The organism is Rhizobium sp. P28RR-XV, from assembly GCF_012641385.1.
Lineage (GTDB): Bacteria > Pseudomonadota > Alphaproteobacteria > Rhizobiales > Rhizobiaceae > Rhizobium.
This window is the reverse complement of record NZ_JABAIG010000003.1, coordinates 18,248-40,475: the sequence shown is the minus strand read 5'-3', so window position 1 is coordinate 40,475 and position 22,228 is coordinate 18,248. Positions and strand designations below refer to the sequence as shown.

At 57.1% G+C, this 22,228-nt stretch carries 20 protein-coding genes; 10 read left to right on the top strand and 10 right to left on the bottom strand.

Going from position 1 to position 22,228, the window contains the following annotated elements:
- Positions 1-150 precede the first annotated feature (150 nt).
- Positions 151-774, bottom strand: coding sequence for a DedA family protein (locus HGP12_RS07080; protein WP_168839607.1), 624 nt, complete (start codon positions 772-774; stop codon positions 151-153).
- Positions 771-1,388 carry a class I SAM-dependent methyltransferase gene (locus HGP12_RS07075; protein WP_168839608.1) on the bottom strand — a complete coding sequence of 206 codons (618 nt, stop codon included), beginning with the start codon at positions 1,386-1,388 and terminating at the stop codon, positions 771-773. The genes HGP12_RS07080 and HGP12_RS07075 overlap by 4 nt, the downstream gene beginning before the upstream one ends.
- 264 nt (positions 1,389-1,652) lie before the next feature.
- Between HGP12_RS07075 and HGP12_RS07070 the strand changes: the two genes are divergently transcribed.
- From HGP12_RS07070 to HGP12_RS07060, 3 genes are all read left to right on the top strand, one after another.
- Positions 1,653-2,327, top strand: a complete 675-nt coding sequence (locus tag HGP12_RS07070; RefSeq protein ID WP_168839609.1) for a response regulator transcription factor — start codon at positions 1,653-1,655, stop codon at positions 2,325-2,327.
- Complete coding sequence (locus tag HGP12_RS07065) at positions 2,327-3,703, top strand: sensor histidine kinase (protein ID WP_168839610.1); 1,377 nt, start codon at positions 2,327-2,329, stop codon at positions 3,701-3,703. Before HGP12_RS07070 ends, HGP12_RS07065 begins: the two co-directional genes overlap by 1 nt.
- Before the next feature lie 254 nt (positions 3,704-3,957).
- Entirely contained in the window at positions 3,958-5,121 is a 1,164-nt protein-coding gene (locus HGP12_RS07060; protein WP_312862858.1) for an acyltransferase, read from the top strand.
- A 184-nt stretch (positions 5,122-5,305) separates the two neighbouring features.
- On the opposite strand, the gene HGP12_RS07055 is transcribed toward HGP12_RS07060, so the two are convergent.
- Together HGP12_RS07055 and HGP12_RS07050 are read right to left on the bottom strand one after the other, a co-directional pair.
- Positions 5,306-6,232 carry a cation diffusion facilitator family transporter gene (locus HGP12_RS07055; protein WP_168839611.1) on the bottom strand — a complete coding sequence of 309 codons (927 nt, stop codon included), beginning with the start codon at positions 6,230-6,232 and terminating at the stop codon, positions 5,306-5,308.
- Between the two features lie 152 nt (positions 6,233-6,384).
- On the bottom strand, positions 6,385-7,266 hold the full coding sequence (locus HGP12_RS07050; protein WP_246703276.1) for a helix-turn-helix domain-containing protein: 882 nt from the start codon (positions 7,264-7,266) through the stop codon (positions 6,385-6,387).
- 104 nt (positions 7,267-7,370) lie between these two features.
- Here HGP12_RS07050 and HGP12_RS07045 point away from each other — a divergent pair, with 104 nt between their 5' ends.
- Together HGP12_RS07045 and HGP12_RS07040 are read left to right on the top strand one after the other, a co-directional pair.
- Positions 7,371-8,621: a cytochrome P450 gene (locus HGP12_RS07045; RefSeq protein WP_409526820.1), complete on the top strand. Its 1,251-nt coding sequence runs from the start codon at positions 7,371-7,373 to the stop codon at positions 8,619-8,621.
- Between the two features lie 29 nt (positions 8,622-8,650).
- Complete coding sequence (locus HGP12_RS07040; protein WP_168839612.1) at positions 8,651-8,971, top strand: 2Fe-2S iron-sulfur cluster-binding protein; 321 nt, start codon at positions 8,651-8,653, stop codon at positions 8,969-8,971.
- 103 nt (positions 8,972-9,074) lie between these two features.
- Here HGP12_RS07040 and HGP12_RS07035 read toward each other — a convergent pair whose 3' ends face one another.
- Positions 9,075-9,590, bottom strand: coding sequence for an adenylate kinase (locus HGP12_RS07035; RefSeq protein WP_168839613.1), 516 nt, complete (start codon positions 9,588-9,590; stop codon positions 9,075-9,077).
- Between the two features lie 93 nt (positions 9,591-9,683).
- On the bottom strand, positions 9,684-10,187 hold the full coding sequence (locus HGP12_RS07030; protein WP_168839614.1) for an NUDIX hydrolase: 504 nt from the start codon (positions 10,185-10,187) through the stop codon (positions 9,684-9,686).
- A 130-nt stretch (positions 10,188-10,317) separates the two neighbouring features.
- Between HGP12_RS07030 and HGP12_RS07025 the strand changes: the two genes are divergently transcribed.
- Positions 10,318-10,695 (top strand): VOC family protein, encoded by a 378-nt coding sequence (locus HGP12_RS07025; RefSeq protein WP_168839615.1) that lies wholly within the window; start codon positions 10,318-10,320, stop codon positions 10,693-10,695.
- Positions 10,696-10,937: 242 nt separating this feature from the next.
- On the opposite strand, the gene HGP12_RS07020 is transcribed toward HGP12_RS07025, so the two are convergent.
- The 3 genes from HGP12_RS07020 to HGP12_RS07010 form a co-directional block, all read right to left on the bottom strand.
- On the bottom strand, positions 10,938-12,866 hold the full coding sequence (locus HGP12_RS07020; protein ID WP_168839616.1) for a methyl-accepting chemotaxis protein: 1,929 nt from the start codon (positions 12,864-12,866) through the stop codon (positions 10,938-10,940).
- A 493-nt stretch (positions 12,867-13,359) separates the two neighbouring features.
- Positions 13,360-14,280, bottom strand: a complete 921-nt coding sequence (locus tag HGP12_RS07015; protein ID WP_168839617.1) for an ornithine cyclodeaminase family protein — start codon at positions 14,278-14,280, stop codon at positions 13,360-13,362.
- Between the two features lie 295 nt (positions 14,281-14,575).
- Positions 14,576-15,748, bottom strand: a complete 1,173-nt coding sequence (locus HGP12_RS07010) for an ROK family transcriptional regulator (RefSeq protein ID WP_168839618.1) — start codon at positions 15,746-15,748, stop codon at positions 14,576-14,578.
- Between the two features lie 371 nt (positions 15,749-16,119).
- Here HGP12_RS07010 and HGP12_RS07005 point away from each other — a divergent pair, with 371 nt between their 5' ends.
- Positions 16,120-17,874 (top strand): glycogen debranching protein, encoded by a 1,755-nt coding sequence (locus tag HGP12_RS07005; protein WP_409526825.1) that lies wholly within the window; start codon positions 16,120-16,122, stop codon positions 17,872-17,874.
- A 26-nt stretch (positions 17,875-17,900) separates the two neighbouring features.
- Here HGP12_RS07005 and HGP12_RS07000 read toward each other — a convergent pair whose 3' ends face one another.
- On the bottom strand, positions 17,901-18,524 hold the full coding sequence (locus tag HGP12_RS07000; RefSeq protein WP_168839620.1) for a GNAT family N-acetyltransferase: 624 nt from the start codon (positions 18,522-18,524) through the stop codon (positions 17,901-17,903).
- A 236-nt stretch (positions 18,525-18,760) separates the two neighbouring features.
- On the opposite strand from HGP12_RS07000, the gene HGP12_RS06995 reads away from it, so the two are divergent.
- From HGP12_RS06995 to HGP12_RS06985, 3 genes are all read left to right on the top strand, one after another.
- On the top strand, positions 18,761-20,095 hold the full coding sequence (locus HGP12_RS06995) for an extracellular solute-binding protein (protein ID WP_168839621.1): 1,335 nt from the start codon (positions 18,761-18,763) through the stop codon (positions 20,093-20,095).
- A 132-nt stretch (positions 20,096-20,227) separates the two neighbouring features.
- A complete protein-coding gene (locus HGP12_RS06990) occupies positions 20,228-21,124 on the top strand; it encodes a carbohydrate ABC transporter permease (protein WP_168839622.1) in 897 nt (298 codons plus the stop codon).
- Complete coding sequence (locus tag HGP12_RS06985) at positions 21,121-21,954, top strand: carbohydrate ABC transporter permease (protein WP_409526821.1); 834 nt, start codon at positions 21,121-21,123, stop codon at positions 21,952-21,954. The genes HGP12_RS06990 and HGP12_RS06985 overlap by 4 nt, the downstream gene beginning before the upstream one ends.
- Positions 21,955-22,228: the final 274 nt, after the last annotated feature.

Sequence of the window (22,228 nt, the reverse complement as noted above, 5' to 3'; positions counted from 1 at the left end):
AGGGTAATGTCGAAAAGTGTAAACGGTTTCCGGACGACATCATGCTCCATCTATATGATTTCAACACGGATTCAGATTTTAGGTCATTCGACCTAAAATCATCCGGCGCTAAGGAATATCAGCCGATGAGGACGGCAGCGCCGTCCGCGTTCAGCCTTTGACGGTCTTGTTCCTGATGCCCACGACGAACAAGACTACGCCCTCGGCCGCAATGATCGCCATTGCGGCCCACAAGCCGATCTGTGTTACGTCTCTTCCGCTGCGGCGCAGGGCATAGCCGAGGCACAGGAAAGACCCATTCCACATCAAGCAACCAAGCGATGTCGCCGCCAGGAAGGTTCGGGGGTCAAGCCGCAAAGCGCCGGCCGGCAGGGCCAGATAGATCCTGACCGCGGGAATGACCTGACCAGACAGCGTTACCCAGAAATGGTTGCGGCGGTAAGTACCGGCCAGCCGATCGTAGAAGGATAGCTTTAGCAACAGGTATCCGCCATAGCGAGCGACAACCCGCCGCACCCTTCGCGGCCCGAATACCCAACCAATGCCATACCAGCCAAGTCCGCCAGTGACGGAACCTGCCGTTACTGCAGCAATGGATAAGGCAAGCGCAAGAAGATCCGGCATCATCAACCCGAGAAGCATGAGAAGGATATAGGATGGAAAAAGTGGGACAAATTTCTCCATGATGGCGAGGCAGAAAATGCCAGCCAGCCCAAAGCTCGTGAATAGTGTGACGGTGCCGGGAGCTTGCGCCACCAGTTCCTGAGCCGTCATGCGGGCTGCGATCGCGCTAACTCGGCATATTTCGGGACTTTGCAATCCGCCGCCCTGGAGATCCGGTAGACGGAAGCTGGCGGCAAGTTCCAGATCGTTCCGCCGATCCGCGCTTCTCTGAGCTCCAAGTGACCCAGAATCTGATCCGGCACAGGACAGCGCGGGCCGTAGGTGATCTGATGAAATGCGCCGCCGGGCCTGAGATGTTTGAAGGCCCCACCCAGGATCGCGCGGATTTCGCGGGACCGCATGGTACGAAAACCCAATCCGCTGACGACCACACCGAATGAGGTGCCTTTGAACACGTCCGCCTCGCCGATCCGCGTTGCGTCCAAACGGAGCACGCGCGCCTTGGGGAAGCGCCTTTGCAAAAGTTCGGCGAAATCGGTGTTAAGCTCGACCAGCGTGAGATCGTCCTCGCGCACGCCGCGCTCTAGGAGCGAATAAGTGAAGGAGCCGGTGCCAGGCCCCAGTTCCATGACCGGGCCGGTGGTTGCCCCAATGCCTTGCGTCATTAAAGCCGAGACGCGCGGGCCTGACGGGGTTACCGCCGAAATGGCGCGTGGGTTGCGAAGCCACGCAAGAAGGAACGAGGCGGCATCAGTGATGTACATGACGACCGTCCTCAAGCGGGGAACGACGATCGGCCGTTAGGCGGCTAGGAGTAACGAGCATTGGTTCGTCCTTTCGAGATGAGCAAGCGAGATCTTACACACCCAGATTGAGAGAACCTGTCATGTTGAGGGCCTTCAAAAAGCCGCACGCGCTGTTCCTCGCTGGAATCGGGGGCAATGAGGCGATCTTTGCAAGGTTATCTCAATGCAGCGATGCTACCATTTGAATGCCCTATCGATGCGGGCGGGGATGGAGTTTACTGAATGCGTGTGCTTTTGGTCGAAGACGAGCGCCCAATGGCTCTTGTTCTGCGCAACGGATTGGTTCGCAATGGCATGATTGTGGACGACGTGGCGAGCCTGTCGGAGGCGGAGGCCGCCCTTCACGACGATATTTACGATGTCGTTGTGCTGGACCGTCGGCTGCCTGATGGGGATGGCCTCTCGCTGGTCAAGTTGCTGCGCGTCAGGGGCAATGTCGTGCCTGTATTGGTGCTGACCGCGAAGGGTGACCTGGCCGACCGGGTCGCCGGACTGGACAGCGGCGCGGACGACTATCTCGGCAAGCCCTTTGCCTTCGATGAGCTTCTGGCCCGATTACGGGCGATCTTGCGTCGGCCGGTTCATCTGCAGCCCGATATCGTCAGTCTCGGGCGCATGTCTTTCGACTTCGTCCATCGTGAGGCAAACGTACAAGGCGCCCATCTGCGCATGCCGCGTCGGGAATTGCTGGTGCTTGAAGCGCTGATGCGGCGCATGGGCCGGATGGTGCTGCGCGAAACCTTGATGGAAGCCGTCTTCGGCATGAACGACGAAATCGAGTCAAATGCACTCGATACCCATATCTCACGCGTTCGTCGCAAGCTCGCCGATGCACAAGCCGGCATCACCATCGACGGCATCCGTGGCGTCGGCTATCTCCTCCGCGAGACGGTGTGATGCGACAGCCTTCGCTGAAATGGCTGCTCGTCAGCAGACTGGTGACACTGCAGGCGGGCATGATTGCGGTTGTCCTTCTCATAGTCATTGCGACGATCTGGAGTACCGGCTACCTGCTTGACGACTATGAAGGTGGCAGCCTAGATGTGCTGGCCGAAGCGATTGAGCGCGACGCAGCTGGTGGATTGGTACTGCGAGAGACGCCGGATCTCGTTCATCTTCGCGCCAAGGCACCGGACCTGTGGTTCACCATCCGCGACCTGGAGGGGCGCCGGCTGCAAGCGGGCAACATTCCTATCGCCTATTTACCGCTGGTCGTGGTGCTCGGCCAACTCAGCGACGCCCGGCTGAGCGACCGGCCTGAATTGGTCGGAAAACCCGATGCGGTGATCAAATGGATCGAAAGTCCCGCCGGGAGGGTCCAGATTCTGACAGGTACAAAAGGGCAGATGTCCGCGCAGCGGCTTGCAAAGGGTATTTCAGGCGGGTTCATCTTGGTGATACTGCCTGTCATCGTGCTGATGGCGCTAGCGACGTCGCTGGCCACTCCGTTGGTGGTACGCCGGGCGCTCACCGGTCTGGGCCGGACTGTAGCGCAAGCCGTCCACATCGAATTTGACAAGCGTGGCGTCCGACTGCAGGTGAGCGATGTGCCCATCGAAATCAGCGGACTTGTCTGTGCGGTCAACGATGCACTACGCCGCCTGGATGCGGGCTATGAACGACATCAGCATTTTCTGGCCCAGGCAGCCCATGAACTGCGCACGCCGATTGCCATCCTGAACGCGCGCGTTTCCGCACTCCCCGCCGGCACTGACAAGCGCGACCTGCTGGAAGACGCAGCGCGATTAACGACACTCGCCGGTCAACTTCTCGACCTTCAGCGCCTCGACCAGAAGCGGAACCATTTCCTGCCGGTGAATCTAGTCGCGATGGCCAAGCAGGTGCTATTCGACCTCGGCCCGCTGGCGCTTGGTGCCGGCTATGACGTAGCCTTCGAGCGGGAATGCGATGAGATAGTGGTGACGGGCGATCAGACGTCATTGGAACGAGCGCTGACGAATCTGGTTCAAAACGCCATAGACCATGGCGGACGCCAAGGAACGATTACGGTACGCGTCGCAAAAAGCGGCTCCATCGAAGTCTGCGACGAGGGCAACGGCATTGCGAGGGACGAACATGAGCAGATTTTTGAGCCCTTCAATCGCCTGGGACCTGATGGCCGTGGCGCCGGACTAGGACTTAATCTGGTTCGGGAAATTATGCAGCTCCACGGCGGCAGCGTCGCCGTGGTTAATGCCGGCTCCAAAGGCGCCTGCCTGAGAATGTCGTTTCCCTTGGACTGGGTTGCCGATTGCACCGCGCGACCGGCCTGAGAGTTGGTCAGCAAATGATTCACGATCAAGCTCCTCTAAATGCACAACCAATAGCTCGATGCTCCCCTCGGCCGGGAGGAGCGGGTAACGTCAAGAAATATGACTGGTTGGGCACCGGTGCCAACATCTGCAAGCTTAACTGAAGAATAACTATAATTTAAAGCAAAGCTGCCGATTCAAGCGCGCGGCGACGAGTTGTTATATCGTCTGAACCCATAAATGGAAATCCAAGAAGATATTTACTGAGATTTCTGGTGGGATTTTATAGGGAAATACTTGGGAGTTCGGCCGCCGGCAGTGATGCCGGCAGGTCATCTCGCCTGCTGTCGAACCTTCAAGTGCTGCGCGCGCTCGCCGCTTTGTCCGTCGTCGTCGCCCATGCCTTGCACGAAACCGAGATACTGGCCGCGGCGACAGGGCGGGCAGCGGTCGATGGCTCCGCATCGAATCTCGGTTTCGGGGTGGACATATTCTTCGTCCTCTCCGGCTTCATCATGACCCATACCGCTGCTTCGGAATTCGGCAAGAGCGGCGCTCCATTGCGTTTCTTCCTGCGGCGCTGCGCCCGCGTAGTTCCGCTCTATTGGCTGCTGACGAGCATCATGCTTATCGGCGCGCTTGCGGCACCCTCGCTGCTAGCGGTTCCTATCGGTTCCGTGTCCCATGTCCTGGCATCCTATTTCTTTATTCCGTCCGGGCGCGGCGTGGATGAAGTCAGGCCGGTACTCGCGCTCGCCTGGACGCTGAACTACGAGATGCTGTTCTACGTGTTCTTTGCGGCCGCACTTTTGCTGCCGATAAGGCTCGGTGTCGTCTGGCTGTCGGTGGCCATGGTCGGGATGGCGCTTGTCGGAAAGCTCGTCGATCCGAGCCATATCCAGATAGCCTTCTGGACGAGCCCCATCATTCTGGAGTTCCTCTTCGGTGTCCATGTCGCCTTGATCTTTCGCAGCGGCATCAGGATCGGTGGCGCAGCGGCGCTCGGGCTCATGGCCATCGGCCTTCTGGGCTTCGTACGCATCTCTGCGCCCTGGGACGATGCGGCCTTGCCGCAATTCCTGCGAAGCGGCCTGCCCGCCGCGCTATTCGTTCTTGCGGCCGCAATCGGCCCCGTCCTGCCTCAAGGAAGGCTCGTCCTATGGGGTGTCGCCCTGGGGGATGCCTCCTATAGCCTCTATCTCGCCCATCCCTTTATTCTGCGGCCGATGCGAGCCGTCTGGGCAAAAACGCTCGGCGGAGCTCTTCCTCTCGGCCTGTTCGTTATCTTCGCAACGCTCGCGGCTGTCCTGTTTGCCCTGCTGCTCTTCAGAGCCGTTGAGAAGCCGCTTACCAGCCGCGTCCAGAGCCTCATGCTTCGCCCAGGGCGGAAGCGCGTATCGACCGGCACCCTCCCGGCGGCGGACACCGAGAGCGCCTAATCAAAGTTCGGCATCGGTTCGAAGAGCGGGAGTGGTTCGCCTGCTAGAGCTATTCCAGGAAAAGTGCGCAAGCGGTTTTCCGTCCGGAATTGCGAGAAAACAAAGAGATAGAGCGGTTCAGCTTTCCATGGAATCGCTGAACCGCTCTAGGCTGACCATCCTGCCGCAATATCCGCCCTATCGCTCAGTCGGCCCATTCCGGATCGGTCGTGAAGGCGATCGTCAGCCAACGGTCTGGCCCCTCGTCACCGATCGCCTCGCCGATCTCGTCGCGAATATGGTCCCATTCCTCCAGCCTCTTCGCTGGTCCGTCCGGTGGCACGATGAAGTAGAGCTCGATCTGCTTGCCGCGGCCGACGCGGGCGACATAGGAGCGGTAGGATTCGAATTCATAGCGCCCAACGATGTCGGTGGCGACGCGATCGACATGTTCACGCAGATCGGAAGGCGTCACCAGCAGAATATCGGCAAAGGCCTGCTTGATCGTGCCGATCGGCATGGGAATGACGATGAGGCAGACCAGAGCGAGCGCGACTGGGTCGACATAGGGCGACATCCATTCCAGGCTCGTCCCCTGAATGAAAAAGCCGAAGATGAAGGCGAGCAGCAGCGCCCCGCTCAGGCAGCCCGTCATCACCCAGGCTTTTGCGTCGAGTGCAATGAAACTGGATCTCAGCGTTTCGTTCGCCCGCCTGCCATAGGCGGCCATCAGAAAGGCGATGATCATGGTCAGCACTGCATAGATGATGGCTTGATCGAACGAGAGATGCCGGCCGCCGGCCATGATGCTGCCGATCGCGTTGATCAGGGCATAGACCGCGGCCCCAGTCAGCAGGACGCCGTTGAGGCCGAGCACCATGGGTTCGAGATGCCAGAAGCCCATGGTGAAATGCTTGGCGAATCTGCCGCCGGACGCCGTGTTCGTCGCGGAGGATACGATCAGACTGGAGACGATCAGTGCAACGATCGTCATGCTCGCATCCGTGAGCGCATAGACGCCGTCAAAGACGATCGCGTAGGAGCCGGAGAGAAGACCGAAGACAATGCCGGCGACCGCCAGAACGAAGGTCACGATAGTGGAGATGCGCAGGACGCTTTGTTCGGTTGTCACTTTTCAATCTCCAGAGAGAGACGCTGTATGCGTTTCAGATGATTTTGCATGCAGGTCAGACTTTTATCGTGTCATGTAAGCCGAGCCAATCCGGGGGGCCGACGATAGCAAGAGAGCTTCTTCCTTATGCGAAGGCAAAATGCGTTGTTCGATCAGGGTGCGCGCGGCCGAGCGCTCCGACCCTGCCGCCTGAATTCGCTCGGCGTGACGCCGACAAGCCTCTTGAAGTCGCGGGCGAAGTGGAAGGGGTCGGGATAGCCGCATTGGGTGGCGATCTTGCCGACCTGCTCATCGGTTATAACAAGCAATCGCTTCGCGGCGTTCACGCGCTCGTGCCGCAGCCAATCGAGAGGTGTCGTCCCCATTCTCTGACGGAAACGGCGAAAAAGCTGCGCCTGACTCAGGTTGGCGGCGATGGCAAGTTCGCCCACAGTCCAGGAACGCGTGAGGTCGGCGCGGACCAATTCCATCACCCGCTGTAATCGTTGGACCGCGCCGCTCAGTTCACCATGTTCCGCGCGCTCGGAAACCAGAAGCGAGATCAATTGCGCAAGCAGGGCAAAACACCGGCTGTCCGAGAGGAAACTGCCCGTCTCCACGTCCCGGAGGATGGCTTCGAACAGCGCCTCCGGATCGCGCTGTTTTGAAATGCCAAAGACCGGATTGGCGATCACGCCCAGGCTGTCGAACAGCGTATCGAGCCCGTGTCCGGCGAACCCCAGCCAGAGATAGGACCAGTGCGAATGGTGGGGTTCACAGCGATGCGAATACAGTATCGAGGAATCCAGCCAGGTGATTGTCCCTTCATGCAAGAGGCTTGAGAGACCGTTGACCTGCAACAGTCCTTTTCCGCTGAGGGTGAGGACGAGGGTGTGCTGGTTGAAACGATGGGCGATCGGCATTTCCGCAGGCGTGCAGATGCGCCGCCCGGCTGCGAGAAGCGTATAGGGGAGGGCGCGGGACAGCTTGCCCGGCGTCTGAAAGAAGACGTCGTCCACAGGGGAAATATCGTCCGGGATTGCTTCATCGGTCATATCGTCAGGCCTTATCCGGAGATGAGAGTTTTATCCATATAGCTGCGGTTCGCATCCATGTCTTTTCGCCGTTCGAGGCTGTAATCTGTGGGCGATGAACCAGAATGGACGAGGTCCTGATCATGGCGATGGCAACCCCGGTATTTGATCCGCTCTCTCAGGCGTTCACGGACGACCCCTATGCCTCCTACCGCGAGCTGCGCGCCCGTCCAGGCCCGGTCTATTACGAGCATTTCGACATGTGGCTGCTGTCGCGCTATCAGGATGTCGCCGCTGCCGCCGGTGACAAAACGCTCGTGCGCTCCCTCGAATTTTTTCTCTCCCCGGAAGAGATACGGGAACAGAAGGTTCGGCAGAACTGGCACGACATGCCGAACCATTCGCGCTTTGTGCAGTTCAGCCTTTTGGATTCCGATGGCGAAACCCATGACCGGTTGCGCCGCAAGGTGTTTCGTGAATTCACGCCCGCCCTCGTCGCTCGCCAGAGAGGGATGATACAGGATTTTGTCGATCGGCTGCTCGATCGTCTCCTGCAAGCCGGCACGTTCGATTTCGTCGAGGATCTTGCGTCGCGGGTTCCGGGCCACATCATCGGCTCGGTTCTCGGCGTACCGGCGGAATATGCCGGGCAGCTGCGCAGGTGGTCGGAAGAGGTCGTGCAATATTTCGACGTCGATCGCAGCGCGGAGCGCAAGGCGACCGCCGAACGTGCCACAACGGAATTCTACGAACTGCTCAAGGAGCTGATCGCCGACCGCATGCGCAGTCCGCGCGAAGACCTGCTCTGTCGGCTGACCGAGGCGCATGTCGCCGGTGAGCTGACCGAAGACGAGCTTGTTTCCACCTGCATGCTGATCCTGATGGCCGGCCATGGTTCGACCATCGACGTGCTCGGCAGCGGCATGCATGCCCTCATGCAATATCCCGACGCGCTCGCCAAGCTCAGGGAAACGCCTGGCATCATGTCGACCGCCATCCAGGAGATGTTCCGTTTCGAGTCGCCGCTGCCGTTCTTTCATCGCTACCTGACCGAGGAAAAGACAATTGCCGGCGAGCGTCTACCGAAAGGCACGAAGGTCGGCCTGCTGTATGGTGCGGCCAATCGCGATCCCGAACAATTCGAGGCGCCCGATCGGTTCAATGTCGAGCGCACTCCCAATCGCCATCTGGCATTCGGTGGCGGTGCCCATTTCTGTCTTGGCAATCACCTTGCCCGGCTGGATATGGAGATCATCTTTTCGACGCTCTTGCAGCGGACGCGTTCCATCGAACTGCTGGATGAAAACCCCGCCTACAAGCGCGGGCTGTCGGTGCGCGGCCCGAAATGCCTTGATATCAGGCTTGTTGCCGCATGATCGGTTTTGCCGAAAGCATGGAGAATACAATGTGTGAAATCGTGTTTATCGATTCCGCCGGCCGCGAAACCCGTGTGCGGGCCGAGGATGGCGAGACGGTGATGGCGGCCGCCGTCAGGAGCGGCATCGATGGCATCGTGGCGCAATGTGGCGGCGCCTTGGCCTGCGGCACCTGTCATTGCTATATCGAGCAGCCTCATCTCGATCTGCTGCCGCCGCCCTCAGAAGAAGAAGCGACGATGATCGAGTTCGTCATGGAGCCGACCGCCAACAGCCGCCTCAGCTGTCAGATCCTGGCAAGCAGCGTCGTCGACGGCATGCGTGTCGTCGTGCCGGATAGCCAGCACTGAGCCCCAACACCGACAAGATGACCGATATAATCACCTTGTTGAAAACCTGCCCCTCAACCGGCCGTGGCTGATCGTTCGGATGAAGGTCCTGGAACCTACGGGTTCACCCAGCCTCTTCCATGAGCGCATTCAATTCGTCGACGCTCGGGATCAGCGTCAGTGTCTTGCCGGCATCCTGCGCTTCAGCGCACAGTCGGCGGATGTCGGGCATCCAGTCCTGCTCGATTTCCCATATGGTCCGGAACAGATCCCGTGTCGGCGGCATAGTCGAAAATCCGCCGGGAGCGTGCTCAAGCTTGTCTGATTGCCAGGCCATCTGCCTCTCTGTGGCGAGCCAGAAATGCATCCAGAGGGGCATGTCGATGAGAATGATCTCGGTCGCGCGATCTATCCGCGCCGAAATCGAATTCCGGTGCCCCAATCCATCGATAACCCAGTTCTCGCCGGCGATGATCCGTTCGTGCTGTTCGGTGTAGGTCTCAACTGGCGCCGGGACCCAGCCTTCTTGCCAAAGGAGCCTGTCGATCTCGAAATGGGGAATTGCGTGTCTCTCGCTCAATTTGCGAGCGAGGGTGGATTTTCCACCGCCTGCATTTCCGAGAATGGCGATGCGCGACATCGAATGGAGACCTGAAGATTTGAGCCTGGCAGAGATGCCCGCACGTTCATGAACTATTCCGTTGTCGTTGCAATGTACGTCAATCGCTGTCGCTCAGACAGCGTCCCGGCGCACGAAATGTCGAATGCCGGTCGGAATAGTCTCGATGAGATCGCGCAAGGTCGGCGGCACCAGCTCATATTGGTCGAGCCCAGCTCTCGTGGATGGAGCCCAGCGAAACTCGAGCTCGGCGCTGCCGTCCTTCACCCGATGCACGATATCAGTTTCATGAAACGGAAGCGGCCGCGAGAGTTCCGCTTCGTAGTAAAAGCCGACTTCGTGAACGCGCCGGCCGGAAAGTTCGAAGAAGTTTTCGATGATGAAGCGCAAGGGGCCGACGGTGGCCGTGCAGCCGATTTCCTCTTCGATCTCGCGGGCGAGCGTCGCGGCGCCTGCCTCATGAAACTCCACGCGGCCGCCGGGCAAGGACCAGAGCTTATCTCCGAGCGCGCGATGAATGAGGATATGATTGTTCGACCGGATCAACGCGCCTGCGCGTAACTGGAAGCGAGATTCTCCCGAATCCATGACGATCATGGTTCGCTGGGTTTCTGTCATGGATCGGCCCTCCAGTTCGCCTGAGATGGAGTCGGTGGTCAGGATTATCGATACTTGCCCCGAGATGTATTGAAATCGTTTGAAGATTGTTTCTTTCTCGGTTCATCCTCTTACCAAACCGGCTTTGACGATGCGTTTCGTAAATCCAATTCCTTTCGTCGGCGACATCGCTCGCTCGAGGACCTTCTACAGCGGCTTGCTGGGTCTCAAGATCCTGCACGATTTCGGGAGTTTCGTGCTCTTTGAAACCGGCTTTGCAATTCATGACGGAAAAGCGCTGGAGCAAACGGTCTGGAAGAAAGCCGCCGAAACTTCAGAGCCGTATGGGCGCCGAAACATGCTTCTTTATTTCGAACATGACGATGTGGATGCGGCCTTCGCCAAGATAGCCCCGCATGTCGATCTCATCCATCCCGTCGAACAGCAGGAATGGGGGCAGCGGGTGTTCCGCTTTTATGATCCCGATGGCCATGCGGTGGAGATCGGTGAGCCGCAATCGATCGGCTAAGCGCCATTGATAGCCTGATTGGATGTTTGCGCTCAGACCTGCTTGAGCGTGAGAGGATGATTGTGCCCATCGAAAATATTCGGCGGGATTGCCGGTATCGCGCAGGCGCGGTACCGGCATTGAGACGACGGCTAGGCATCAATGATGCAGACGATCTCGACGGTGGACCGATCGACAATCACAATGCGGCCGTGGAGGCAGCATTATCAAAACTCCTCCCGCGATCCCGCCGACGCGGCGGACTAGCCGCGCAGCGCAGTTGCCAGTTTTGCCGTAAGCTGCCTTGCCGGTGACGCCAAGGCTTTGGATGTCGGGCTGGCGGCTGAAATCAAAGCCCGTCTGTCGGGACGGGATTGGGTTTGATTGCCTATTTTAAACTGCGATAGCAGTTGGAACAGTGCTTCGGATTCTGATGCCAGACTATGAGCCGCGGCGGTGGCCTGCTCGACCATCGCGGCGTTTTGCTGAGTGCCCTGGTCCATGGTGTTTACGGAGGTGTTGATTTCCTTCAGGCCCGTTGCCTGTTCCCTGGAGGCTTCAACGATGGCCCCGACATTGCCATCGACCTGTTGAACCTGGACGACGATCTCTTCCAAGGCCTTGCCCGTCTCGCCAACCAGCGAGACGCCGTTTCTTACATGGCTATTTGAAGTGTTGATGAGATCTTTGATTTCTTTTGCCGCCTTTGCAGACCGCTGAGCAAGTTCTCGTACTTCCTGCGCTACGACTGCGAAGCCCTTACCGGCCTCGCCGGCGCGTGCAGCCTCGACGCCGGCATTCAAGGCGAGAAGATTGGTCTGGAAGGCGATTTCATCGATCACACCGATAATATTGCCGATCTCGGTCGCAGACGCCTCGATTTTGTCCATGGCTTCGACGGCGCTGCGGACGACACGTCCGGAGTGTTCGGCATTTTCTTTGGTCCTGCGCACGAGATGGCCGGCCTCTTGCGCACGGGCACTGGACCCCGAAACCGTTATGGTGATTTCCTCAAGCGCCGCCGCCGTCTCTTCCACCGAAGCAGCTTGCTGCTCAGTCCGCTTTGCAAGGTCGTCGGATGCCGACCGAATTTCCTGTGCGCCCGATGCGATGGCGCTGGCGTTCTCGGCGACGTTCTGCAGCGTCAATCGCAACTTCTCCACGGCATGGTTGAAATCGACCCGCAACGGATCCAGCGATGGAATGAAGGGGCCGGCAATCTGGCGGGTAAGGTCGCCGTCGGCCAGTTCTCGCAGGGCCTCAGCCAACTGAGCGACGGCTGTATTGGTTTGCCCAGCCAGAGCCTCGCGTTCCGTGGCCTCCGCCTCAAGTCTCTCGCGTTCTTCGATAGCTCGCTTCGCCTCCGTATCCGCATCGCGTGCCGCCTTGGCTGAGATTGCGTCACGGAGTGCGGCAACCGCCCGGGCCAGCATGCCGATTTCGTCCCCACGTCTTTCCAGCGTGCGATCGCCAGCCATGTTTCCTTCGGCCATCGACTTCAACGATGTCTGGAGTTTGGCCAATGGTCCGATAATGGAGCGGGCGGTCAAGGCAGCGGCCATGGTGGCCAACAGGATCGCAACTGCAAGCGCAGTCAGCGCAAGCGATTTGAACCCGCCGGCCGCGTCTCGAACTTCGCCGCCGATGGATTTGTTCAAGGCTTCCTGGTAGTCGATAAATTTGTTGATTGCTTTCAGCCACGCGACGAACTGGGGTCGCGCCTGCTCGAGAAGGATCTTGCGAGCCGTTTCGCCATCGCCCTTTTCCTGCAGCGCAATGATCTGCGCGACCAAAGGATTGGTTTTGGCTTGAACCGCGGAGATTTCGTCCAGGATGGCTCTTTCCTGCGATGTCGCACCGGTCGACGACGCGACCATCTCGGCCATTTTCTTCTCGTTCTCCGCGTAGGTGGCCGCGAGGGTCTCGATCAGCTTCTCTGCCGTCTGACGCTCGTCTGCGGAGGTGACCAGTGTCACGTCGCGGATTGCAATGGCCCTATCGTGAACACTGCCCCTGTAGTTGATTGCGTAGCGTTGCTTCACGCTGTTGATGTCGTTGATCAGCCCCAGGTTACGATCGATAGTCTCCACCTGACTGGTTGAATAGAGCGTCAGACCAATCATCAGGATCAGTAGAAAGCAAAATCCTGCTGCCAGACGAGCGACAATACCGAATTTCATCACGTGCGCCATTAAAGTTCTCCCAAAGATCTCAAGCCTCGTCAGGACAGACGAGTGGCAATGACGACCTCAATCAAGGGAACGTTGCGCCGGATAGGAACTGACCGATCAGTCCGTCATTCCGGAAGTTTTCGGGCGCGGTTTCATCCGCCCACACCCCGGCTTCCCAAACAATATGGTATATCTGCGCATAACTTCATTTCAAATCAGTAAATTCATCAATCAGCCGGCAAATAATATCGGTTTGTATTTTGTCGGAGTCCGAATAGATGCTATGAATTATTATGATGGATCTCTAATGGTCGATAATATAGCTGCGTAAGATTGCGGATCCATAAAGTTGCATTATATGTTATGCAATCATTCATTGTATATTTACGCTGCGCTGACGGCCGCGGCAATGTGACCGCAGACGACGACAGGGAAGGGCAGTAAGCCCATATCCGTGGATTTCAGCGGCGCCTTTCTCCAGGCTCCTCTCTTGCGGCGGCAGATTGGGCCATTCTCACAGCATGTCGAATATGGCTGACGCGATGGCTACCTCCGTTCCCGCAAGGCCGACCGAGCAAAAAAGCGTCGTATCGGAAGGCAATGTCCGGCCTTGCGCGGTGTTCGCGATAATATCGGAAAGTTCCCGCATACGGGTTTCGTGCGGCGATCCGGCAAGGAAAAAAGGCGCGGCGTAGGTTCGTGTTTGTTCGAGGGAGTCCGTGACGATCACATGCGCGGCATCGGCCAAGTCCAGTCCGAGCTCGTGCCCCTGCAATGTTTTCGGACCGACCGTATTGACGTGCGCTCCGGCCTTCAAATCCGCCGCATGGAGCACGGGCATATTGCTGTTCGTAGCGCAAAGCACGATATCGGCATCCGCCACGGTTTCCGCAACACTGTCGGCGGGTTCTATTGTTATGCCCAGCTTGCGTTGCATTTCCTCGGCGAAAGCCCTGCGGTTTCTCTCATCGCGACTGAAGACGCGGGCGCTTACTATGTTTCGAACGGCGACGGCGGCAATCAGTTGCGTTCGGGCCTGAGCACCGCTGCCGACAACGCCGATGGTTTTCGCGTTTGGATCGCTGAGATGGCGTATGGCGATGCCCCCAATCGCCCCCGTTCTGATCTGGCCGAGCCGTTCGCCCAGGATGATCCCTTTAAGTTTGGCGTCATGCGCGGACCACACGGCAACGATCTGCGAATGTTCGAGCCCACTGAACGTTTCATACACGCGAAAGCCGGCAAGCGGCTTTTCACCAAGTATGCCGCCGACCGTAAACACTAGATCGCCGCTGCTGGGAAACGAGACGTGGTGCCGAGGAGGGCAAACGGTATTGCCGGATGCTTTGGCGAGGAAGGCCGCTTCCAATGCGCCGAGAGCAGCCGGCATGAGCGCGACGCTGTCCAAATCCTCATCGCTCAGTATTTTCAACATCACGAACCTCCGGCGCAACGACATACTGCAACCTCAAGATGGGTTGAGGTCAAGCCTTGTTTCGGACCTCGTCACTGCTGCCGGCATACGCTGCCCGCCGCGCTTTCCAGATTATAGCATGCGTCCCGATACTTCGTCCCTGCGGAAGATGACGTGTAGCTACGCCTCAGCAGAAGAATAATCTAAATAACAATATTATATCAATAAGTTATATCGACGCGACAGCCGATTTGACGCTGCCGTTTTCTGTCAGTTCGGTCTTCAGGCAGTTCATCCGCGCGATACGCTGTTCATCTCATGGATCTTGCAAATCAACACCAAACAGCTCCTCGTGCATGTGCTCCACGGCGATGCCGATGCCACCGACCAGAGCCGCCCGATTGCCAAACCGACTGATTTCGATGCGAGGTGGGTAAGGCGTGCAACGTGGCAGGTACTTGCGAATGGCGTCGACAAGTTCGGGGCGGGCGCCGATACTGCCGCCCATGATCACCAGCTCCGGATCGAGCGTTGCACCGATTGCGGCAATGGCAAGTGCTATCAACCGCGAAGTCTCCTCGATCACGGCAACAGCGGCTGGCTCGCCAGCCACCAGGGCCGAGAAAAGATCCGCTACCGTTGCCTTGCCCTGCCCACCATATCCAGAATAGCGCCGCACCATTGCCGCGCTACCCACGGCGGTTTCAAGAGTACCAAGGGTGAAGCCGCCTGGATCAAACGGTTCCCCGCCGAGCGGCAGATAAGCGATCTCGCCGGCGCCACCGCGAGCGCCTCGCATGAGGCTGCCATTCGCAATGATGCCCATGCCGATACCGGTCCCGAGTGCTACGAAGGCAAAATTATCTGATGTGGAGCCGTGCCCTCGCCATCGTTCTCCTTGCGCAGCAAGATTGACGTCATTTTCAATGATGACCGGGATTGCCATCCGGTCGCTCAAGAGCCGGCGCAAGTCAATTGTTTCGACCCCAGGGATGTTCGGTGCGACATTGATATGCCCGGTGACCGGGTCAAGCACGCCTGGCGTGGCCAGTACTATGACGCGCAATTTGGAGAGATCGATACCGGCGCCGCGGCCAAGGTCCTGTATAATGGTATGGAATTGATCAACCAGATGGAGGCCGCCGCGCGAGCTAGTGGGCACTTTGGTTTCGGCAACAACATTTCCAACCAGATCGCAGATGATAGCGGCGATCTTGGTCCCGCCGAGATCGATGGACGCGGCGAAACCGGCATTTGCGTCGAGCTCATACGTTATTGCGTTTCGCCCCAGGCGCCCGTCGGTATATCCGGTCGGCTTCAGCCAACCATTGTTCTCCAAATTGCGAACGACATCGGAAATCGTTTGCTTGGACAAGCCCGTTTGCTTGGCAATATCCGCGCGGGAAATAGGACCTTTTGCAAGTATGGTCCGAACAACGGAATTGGTAGAGATTTTTCGCGCTATCGGTGTCTGGGTCACATTAGGCATGATTGCTAGCTCGCATTCTACCTCTAATTAGTTCGGGACCTTTTCCTAATTCATTCATGCCGCGCTGCGGTTGTGCCCAACTTCAAGGGAAGTATCGCGAAATTCAGGTGAATCTCGTCATTTGGCTAAACCAAATCATTTAATTTGTCCATGTCATTGACAAATTCGGCGCCCAATTCGTAGACTGTGCCCAATGGCTGAGCAAATTGCGGAGAGGTCATGAAAGCGAGATCAAAGGATGGGAGATGTAGTCCTGCATTCGCTGCGGACTTCATAGCGCTCCATGCCGGCAAGCGTGCTGGATATCGCAGCCTGGATTTCACTCGTCATCCCATCGACACAGCGCATTGAAAGGCGCTTGATTTGCCATGATGACCCCCACGTCCCAAGGCGAAATCATAACCAAACATCCGGTCATCCTGCCGATTATGGCGCCTCGGCTGCAAGCGGACGTGCATCCCGACGGGTATCTTGATCTCGCTCTTTGGGGAAGCGGTCGTCTGGGGCGCATACGTTTTTCAAAGCTTGCCGGACCTTACGTCTATGGTCCAAACAGAGTCGTCGCTGAAGCGGGTGGCATCTTTGTCGCCCAGTCAAAGCCAGTCCTTCTGATCCGCAACGCCCGCGCGGAAGGAATCTATCCGGCTCGTCGCTGTGCTTGGTGGCATGAGACTGACAAGGATAGTCCGCGGGCCAAGATCGTCAAACGCAATAATCGCCATACGGTCGTGACCGGCTGGGGTGCGATGATTGTCGAGGTCGGTAACGGCGATATCCGCGTCGCTGCCGGCGCCTCCGAAGAGGAGGCTGAAGCTGCATTTAGTCTTGCAAGCGATGTTATCATAGCAGAGGCCGCGAGTTATGTAGCCCGTTGCGATGTCGCGCCCGAGGCAGATCCCGTGATGCGCAGCATGGTGATGCAAGGCGCGCACGCCGCGCTTTCCAGCATACGGCTGGACGAGAATGGTGCGTTTGCCGGCTTGGCTGCGGGGCAGGCCTATAGTGCACCTGCACGCACCTATTATCGCGATGGCTACTGGACGATGCAACTGCTACTGAAGCTTGCGCCGGAAGCGGTACGCGACGAAATTCGGCTTTTAGCCAAGGGAATCCAGCCTGACGGAGAGGCGCCAAGCGGCGTGATATTGACCGGACCGGCGCAATCGCGCGCCTGGCAGAGCTTCGTTCTCGATTGCAAGCTAAACCCCGAGAAATATCACGGGAAGGCTGTTCCGGAGCACCACAATCGCCCAGGTGATTGGTGGAGCGACCATTTTGACAGCCCGCTTTTCTTCATCCTCTTTCTCGCCGACTATGTGGACGCCACAGGGGATACGACAGAAGTACTGCTGCACTGGTCGCTTGTTACGGCCATCGTTGAACGATATCTGGGGTTCGCAGGCCCTGGTAGCGTATTGCCGCTCAAGCCACGAAATGACAGGGACTGGGCGGACAATGTCTACCGGGAAGGCCTTGTCTCCTATAATCTGGGTCTTTTCGTCGGGGCATTGGATGCCGTGGCTAAACTGGGAGCCGGGCACGATCCTGCGCTAGCACGGAAGGCAAGCGAAACAGCGCAGCACGCTCGCGCCGAGATCGAGAACAAACTTTTTGTTCCAAGCAGAAATGGTTACGCCGATTTCATCACCCCCGATGGATTTGCTGAGGATCATCTCGTGCTCGACAGTCTGACGCTCTCCCGTTATGGGGCCATTTCGCCGACGCGCGCCGCTGGCCTGCTAAAGGCGATGGAAGGGGCTTTGGAGGCTCGAAATAATAAGCAACAGCCCTATGGCGATTGGGGAGTCCTTTGCGCGTTCCCACCATTTAAACGGGCAAGTGACGTTAGATCGAAGACCGCTTTCCCCTTCCGTTACCACAATGGATCGGATTGGCCTTATTGGGACGGCGTCTATGCGGAAGAAAGAATACGCCACGGCCTCGGTGGAGCGCGTTATGCGCTTGTACGCTGGTGGGAAGCCTGCTTGGCAAATGGTTGGGCAGGTGCGGTCGAGTATTTCTCGCCGCCGTACGGACGTGGCTCTCTGCTGCAGGGATGGAGCGCAATGCCAGCCGCTGTTGTCCTTAAATATGGCTTAGAGGCTGCGAACGCGGAGAATAGGTAATGAGCGGATGGGGGCAGGATTTCCGTTTAGACTGCCGGCTTATCCAATTTCATGACGAAGGCAAGGTGATCGTTATGGCTGAGTTCTTCGAAACCGAGATGCCGGTAAAAACCCTTGGCGCGCTCGTTTGCGGGACTAACGCCAAGATGGACCGCAGGCACGCCGTGGCCCGAAAGCTTGTTGAGCATGGTCTCGATCATCAGGCGTCCCCATCCACCCGATTGGGCTTCAGGCAGAATATTGATATGAAGATGCGCAGGGTAAGTCGTTTCAAGACCCGACGTTCCGCTATGGGGGTTGGCGATACGCTCCAGAACATCGGCGTCTTTTGCAGCACTGGGTGTCAGACCAGCGATCTCGTTCCGAACACGCGGCCACCAATGCCTGTCGAGCTCTTCGTCAAAACTGACAGTATCCGGCGTCCCGACGACATAGCCTATGACCCGCTCGCCTTCGGCGAGAACGAACGCAAAATCCGGAGCGAATTTGAGATAAGGCACCGCCCACACGTAACCGGGAAGGCGCGGATCGCTGTAAAGCGCGCTCGCGTCGGCTCCGGCGTCAGCCGTCATCAGGCAAATATGGAAGAGGGCGTCAACGTCGTCCTCGGTGGCCGGACGGATGAAATAATTGTCGATCTTAGGAGGCATGGCATCATCGATTTGCTGGCCGCTGCACGAAGCGAACTGACGTCAGGCGGCGGTAAAACTGAGAAAATTGAGGAACTGCATCTTAGGGACAAAAGCCCACGGACTTTATGAGAAGAATAAGGAAATTCGTCGGACCAGTAAAGGCCTGACGATGCAAGACATTCGGTGCGTCTTACTAAGACCAGCCGGTTGGAATCGATAGGAACTGCCAAAACGCAGCTAGAGGGAACCAATCAATGTTTAGCGATTTCATCTCCATCAATACAGCATTCATTCTGAAGAAGGCAGGAATTTTGGCGGGCGCCGTTTTTGTGGGGTTCGGCATATCGACAACTGCCTTTGCCGATACGCTCACGGTTTGGGACGACCACGATTCGGAGTCGCGAGCCGCCGTGATGACCGAGCTCAACGCCAATTTCCAGAAGGCGCATCCCGACGTTAAGCTTGACCACACCGTACGCGATTTCCAGGATCTCAATCTTACGCTTAAACTCGCCGTTTCGTCCGGCGATGGGCCAGTGGTGACTAAGGTCAACCAGGGAGCCGGTGAGATGGGTGCGATGGTGAAGGAAAACCTTCTCGTTCCTGTCGATACCTACCTCAAGAAATACGGATGGGATAAAAACCAGTCCGATAGTCTCGTGGCGCGTGACCGCTGGTCGAGCAAGGGCGAGTTCGGTGTGGGTGAGACCTACGGCATCTCGTCGCTCGCCGAAATCGTCGGCCTTTATTACAATGAAAAGATTTTGAAAGCCGCTGGCGTCGAACTTCCGATCAAGAGCTTCGATGATTTCCTTGCAGCCTTGGATAAGGTCAAGGCGGCAGGTACTGCACCGCTCACGATCGGTACGGCCAAGGGCCACTTGGCGCTCCATATGCTGGCCGGGATCAGTCAAGCGCATATCGATGCATCCGATCGAAAAGCGCTCGATGACCTGATCTACGGCCGCGGCGGCACCTGGAATACGCCCGGCAATCTGGAATCGGCCAGACTTGTCCAGAATTGGGCAAAAAATGGGTATTTCTTCGATGGTTACCAGGGCATCTCGGGTGATGATGCCGTTCAGCTTTTTGTCTCTGGCCAAGGGGCCTTTCTGATTTCGGGGACCTGGTACTTTGGCGAGATGCAGAACAATCCCGATATCCATTTCATGCCGATCCCGGCACCCGCCGGCATCAAGCATCCGCTTTCGGTTGGCGGCGTCGACCTTGCCTGGGCGATCACGAGCCTGGCGAAGAATGACAAAATGAAGGATCTTGCGGGCGAGTACATCAACTATATGGTTTCCAAGGACGCGTCCGTTACCTGGGTTCATGCCGGCTACCTGCCTGCAACCCCGGTTCCGGAAGACGCCGGGGTCAACGCTTCCCCACTTCTGAAAGAAGGCATCTCAATGTGGAAGTCGTTGAATGATAACAACGCACTTGGACATTATCCCGATTGGGCGAGCCCAACCATGCTCAAGACCTTTGATGAAAACACGCCTCTGTTGCTTGCGAACAAGGAAACGCCTGAGGAACTGATCGGCAAGCTCGATACGGACTACGCCGCCTATATGAAGAGCAAGTGATTGCCACCATCCATACCAATCCCGCCGCACTAATCCATTGAAGAGAAGCTGCGGCGGGAAACTTCGGTACGTCTATCCTGATCACGGCCAGAGCGGCATAATTCGGCGTCTGGCATATTTCCGAGATGGTGCATGAAACGCTCGCCACTTGACGCAAAAGCCAGCCGAAATCTCATTTATATTCTGCCCGGTCTGCTGCTTTATTTTGCTCTTATCCTTGGTCCTATTGTCGCGGCAATCGGTATCAGTTTCACTGAATGGAATGGGATCAGCCCACCCAACTGGATTGGGATTGGCAATTATGCAAAATCGCTTTCAGATGAAACCTTCTATATAGCATTGAAAAATAACGCTTTTTTCATGGTGTTTTACTGTGTTATTCCGATTGTCGTCGGTCTCTTATTTGCTGCGATGGTCTGGACGCTCAGGCAGCGCGAGCAGTTCGCGCTACGTACGCTGCTGTTTTTGCCCTATATCATGCCTACCGCCGTCCTCGGCATCATTTGGCACTGGCTTTACAACCCTGCTTTTGGCCCCATCAACCAGGCACTAAAGCTGATTGGCTTGGGTTCGATCGCTTTACCTTGGCTTGGCGACTTCACCTTTGTCTTGCCGGCGGTCGGCCTTGTCGCAAGCTGGTATTTCTTCGGTTTCTGCATGGTCTTGTTTCTTTCTGGCATCCAGCGGATAGATCCATCGCTGTTTGAAGCGGCGAGGGTCGATGGTGCCAAAGGGAGCAGGGTTTTCTTCTTCATCACACTCCCCCTGCTTCTGCCCGAAATACGCATCGCGCTCCTTCTTACCATCATTTCCTCTATTAAGAGTTTTGATCTTATCTTTACGATGACGCGGGGCGGTCCGGCCAACGCGACCCTCGTTCCCAATATTTATATGTACGAGCTTGGCTTTCAATTGAACCGTTATGGATATGCCTCAGCCGTTGCCATCATAGGTGCGATTCTGGTCTTTACCATCAACTACGCTGTTCACCGGTTGGTGCGGCCAGTGAATGAAGGGAGCGCGTCGTGAGCCGAATTTCTCGTGGGATGAATGCAGTGTTGCCCTCGCGTATCGTTCTTTGGCTGTTTGCGGTCCTGACGGTTATTCCTTTCGTTCTTCTGATACTCACCTCTCTGAAGAGCCGTACCGATCTCCTGCAAGGCGCATTCGTATTGCCGGCCTATCCGCATTTCGAAAACTACGCAAATGCTTGGATCGATGGCCGGTTTAATGTCTATTTCCTGAATTCAGTCATGATTGTTTTTCCCGTGGTAGTGGTCAGCATCATACTGGGAACACTAACGGGATTTGGGTTCGCATTCCTGACCTTCCCATTCAGGCGCACCATTTTCGTCCTTTTAACTGTTGGCATGATGGTGCCGACCGAGGCGTTCATCATTCCGCTATACTATGAAATACGCTATGTTGGCCTCATCAATACCTATGCTGCCTTGATCCTTCCTCAAATTGCCATGTCGCTGCCTTTTGCGACCATGTTCATGGCGAGTGCGATGCAACAGCTGCCCTCTGAGGTAATAGAAGCCGCGGTACTGGATGGCGCATCGCGGACTTATATATTGTCGCGAGTTATTGTGCCGTTGATGCTGCCCGCCATGTCGACACTGGCGCTGTTCCTATTCATCTGGACTTGGAATGAGTTTCTTATTCCGCTTGTTCTTGTCAACGATGACAACTATCGCACCCTCCCAATTGGGATGTTGTTTTTCCAGGGACGCTACACGGTGAATACGCCCGTGTTGACGGCAGGCGCGGTTATCGTCATCGGCCCGCTCATTCTTGCCTACATGCTGTTCCAACGAAAGCTAATTACGGGACTGACGGCGGGAGCAACAAAATAAGTCGGGATGCCCGGCTGCTTGTAAATTGTTGTCAGTGGAGCGGGGCCGCCGAAACTCGCGCTCCGTGCTATGATTGTTCTCGGCTATGACAAAGCCGGGAGCGCGGTAGCCAGATTGACGGCTCGATTCCGAAGGCATCGATCCCTTGCCCGCAACCGTGCGAAGAAATCAAATGATCTACGGGCCGCCGGTTCTATTCCCATCAAGCGCTAAAAGCGAGCTGTTGGGCATCACGACACGACGTGCTCGATCCGTGTGACATCTGAGAACACAG

Bases quoted from the DNA above. Each gene is read 5' to 3' on its own strand.
- HGP12_RS07075 (WP_168839608.1), bottom strand. From the start codon at position 1,388: ATGTACATCACTGATGCCGCCTCGTTCCTTCTTGCGTGGCTTCGCAAC.
- HGP12_RS07025 (WP_168839615.1), top strand. From the start codon at position 10,318: ATGCGTTTCGTAAATCCAATTCCTTTCGTCGGCGACATCGCTCGCTCG.
- HGP12_RS07050 (WP_246703276.1), bottom strand. From the start codon at position 7,266: ATGACCGATGAAGCAATCCCGGACGATATTTCCCCTGTGGACGACGTC.
- HGP12_RS07040 (WP_168839612.1), top strand. From the start codon at position 8,651: ATGTGTGAAATCGTGTTTATCGATTCCGCCGGCCGCGAAACCCGTGTG.
- HGP12_RS06995 (WP_168839621.1), top strand. From the start codon at position 18,761: ATGTTTAGCGATTTCATCTCCATCAATACAGCATTCATTCTGAAGAAG.
- HGP12_RS06990 (WP_168839622.1), top strand. From the start codon at position 20,228: ATGAAACGCTCGCCACTTGACGCAAAAGCCAGCCGAAATCTCATTTAT.
- HGP12_RS07045 (WP_409526820.1), top strand. From the start codon at position 7,371: ATGGACGAGGTCCTGATCATGGCGATGGCAACCCCGGTATTTGATCCG.
- HGP12_RS07005 (WP_409526825.1), top strand. From the start codon at position 16,120: ATGACCCCCACGTCCCAAGGCGAAATCATAACCAAACATCCGGTCATC.
- HGP12_RS07065 (WP_168839610.1), top strand. From the start codon at position 2,327: ATGCGACAGCCTTCGCTGAAATGGCTGCTCGTCAGCAGACTGGTGACA.
- HGP12_RS07020 (WP_168839616.1), bottom strand. From the start codon at position 12,866: ATGGCGCACGTGATGAAATTCGGTATTGTCGCTCGTCTGGCAGCAGGA.
- HGP12_RS07030 (WP_168839614.1), bottom strand. From the start codon at position 10,187: ATGACAGAAACCCAGCGAACCATGATCGTCATGGATTCGGGAGAATCT.
- HGP12_RS07070 (WP_168839609.1), top strand. From the start codon at position 1,653: ATGCGTGTGCTTTTGGTCGAAGACGAGCGCCCAATGGCTCTTGTTCTG.
- HGP12_RS07015 (WP_168839617.1), bottom strand. From the start codon at position 14,280: ATGTTGAAAATACTGAGCGATGAGGATTTGGACAGCGTCGCGCTCATG.
- HGP12_RS07010 (WP_168839618.1), bottom strand. From the start codon at position 15,748: ATGCCTAATGTGACCCAGACACCGATAGCGCGAAAAATCTCTACCAAT.
- HGP12_RS07035 (WP_168839613.1), bottom strand. From the start codon at position 9,590: ATGTCGCGCATCGCCATTCTCGGAAATGCAGGCGGTGGAAAATCCACC.
- HGP12_RS07000 (WP_168839620.1), bottom strand. From the start codon at position 18,524: ATGCCTCCTAAGATCGACAATTATTTCATCCGTCCGGCCACCGAGGAC.
- HGP12_RS07080 (WP_168839607.1), bottom strand. From the start codon at position 774: ATGACGGCTCAGGAACTGGTGGCGCAAGCTCCCGGCACCGTCACACTA.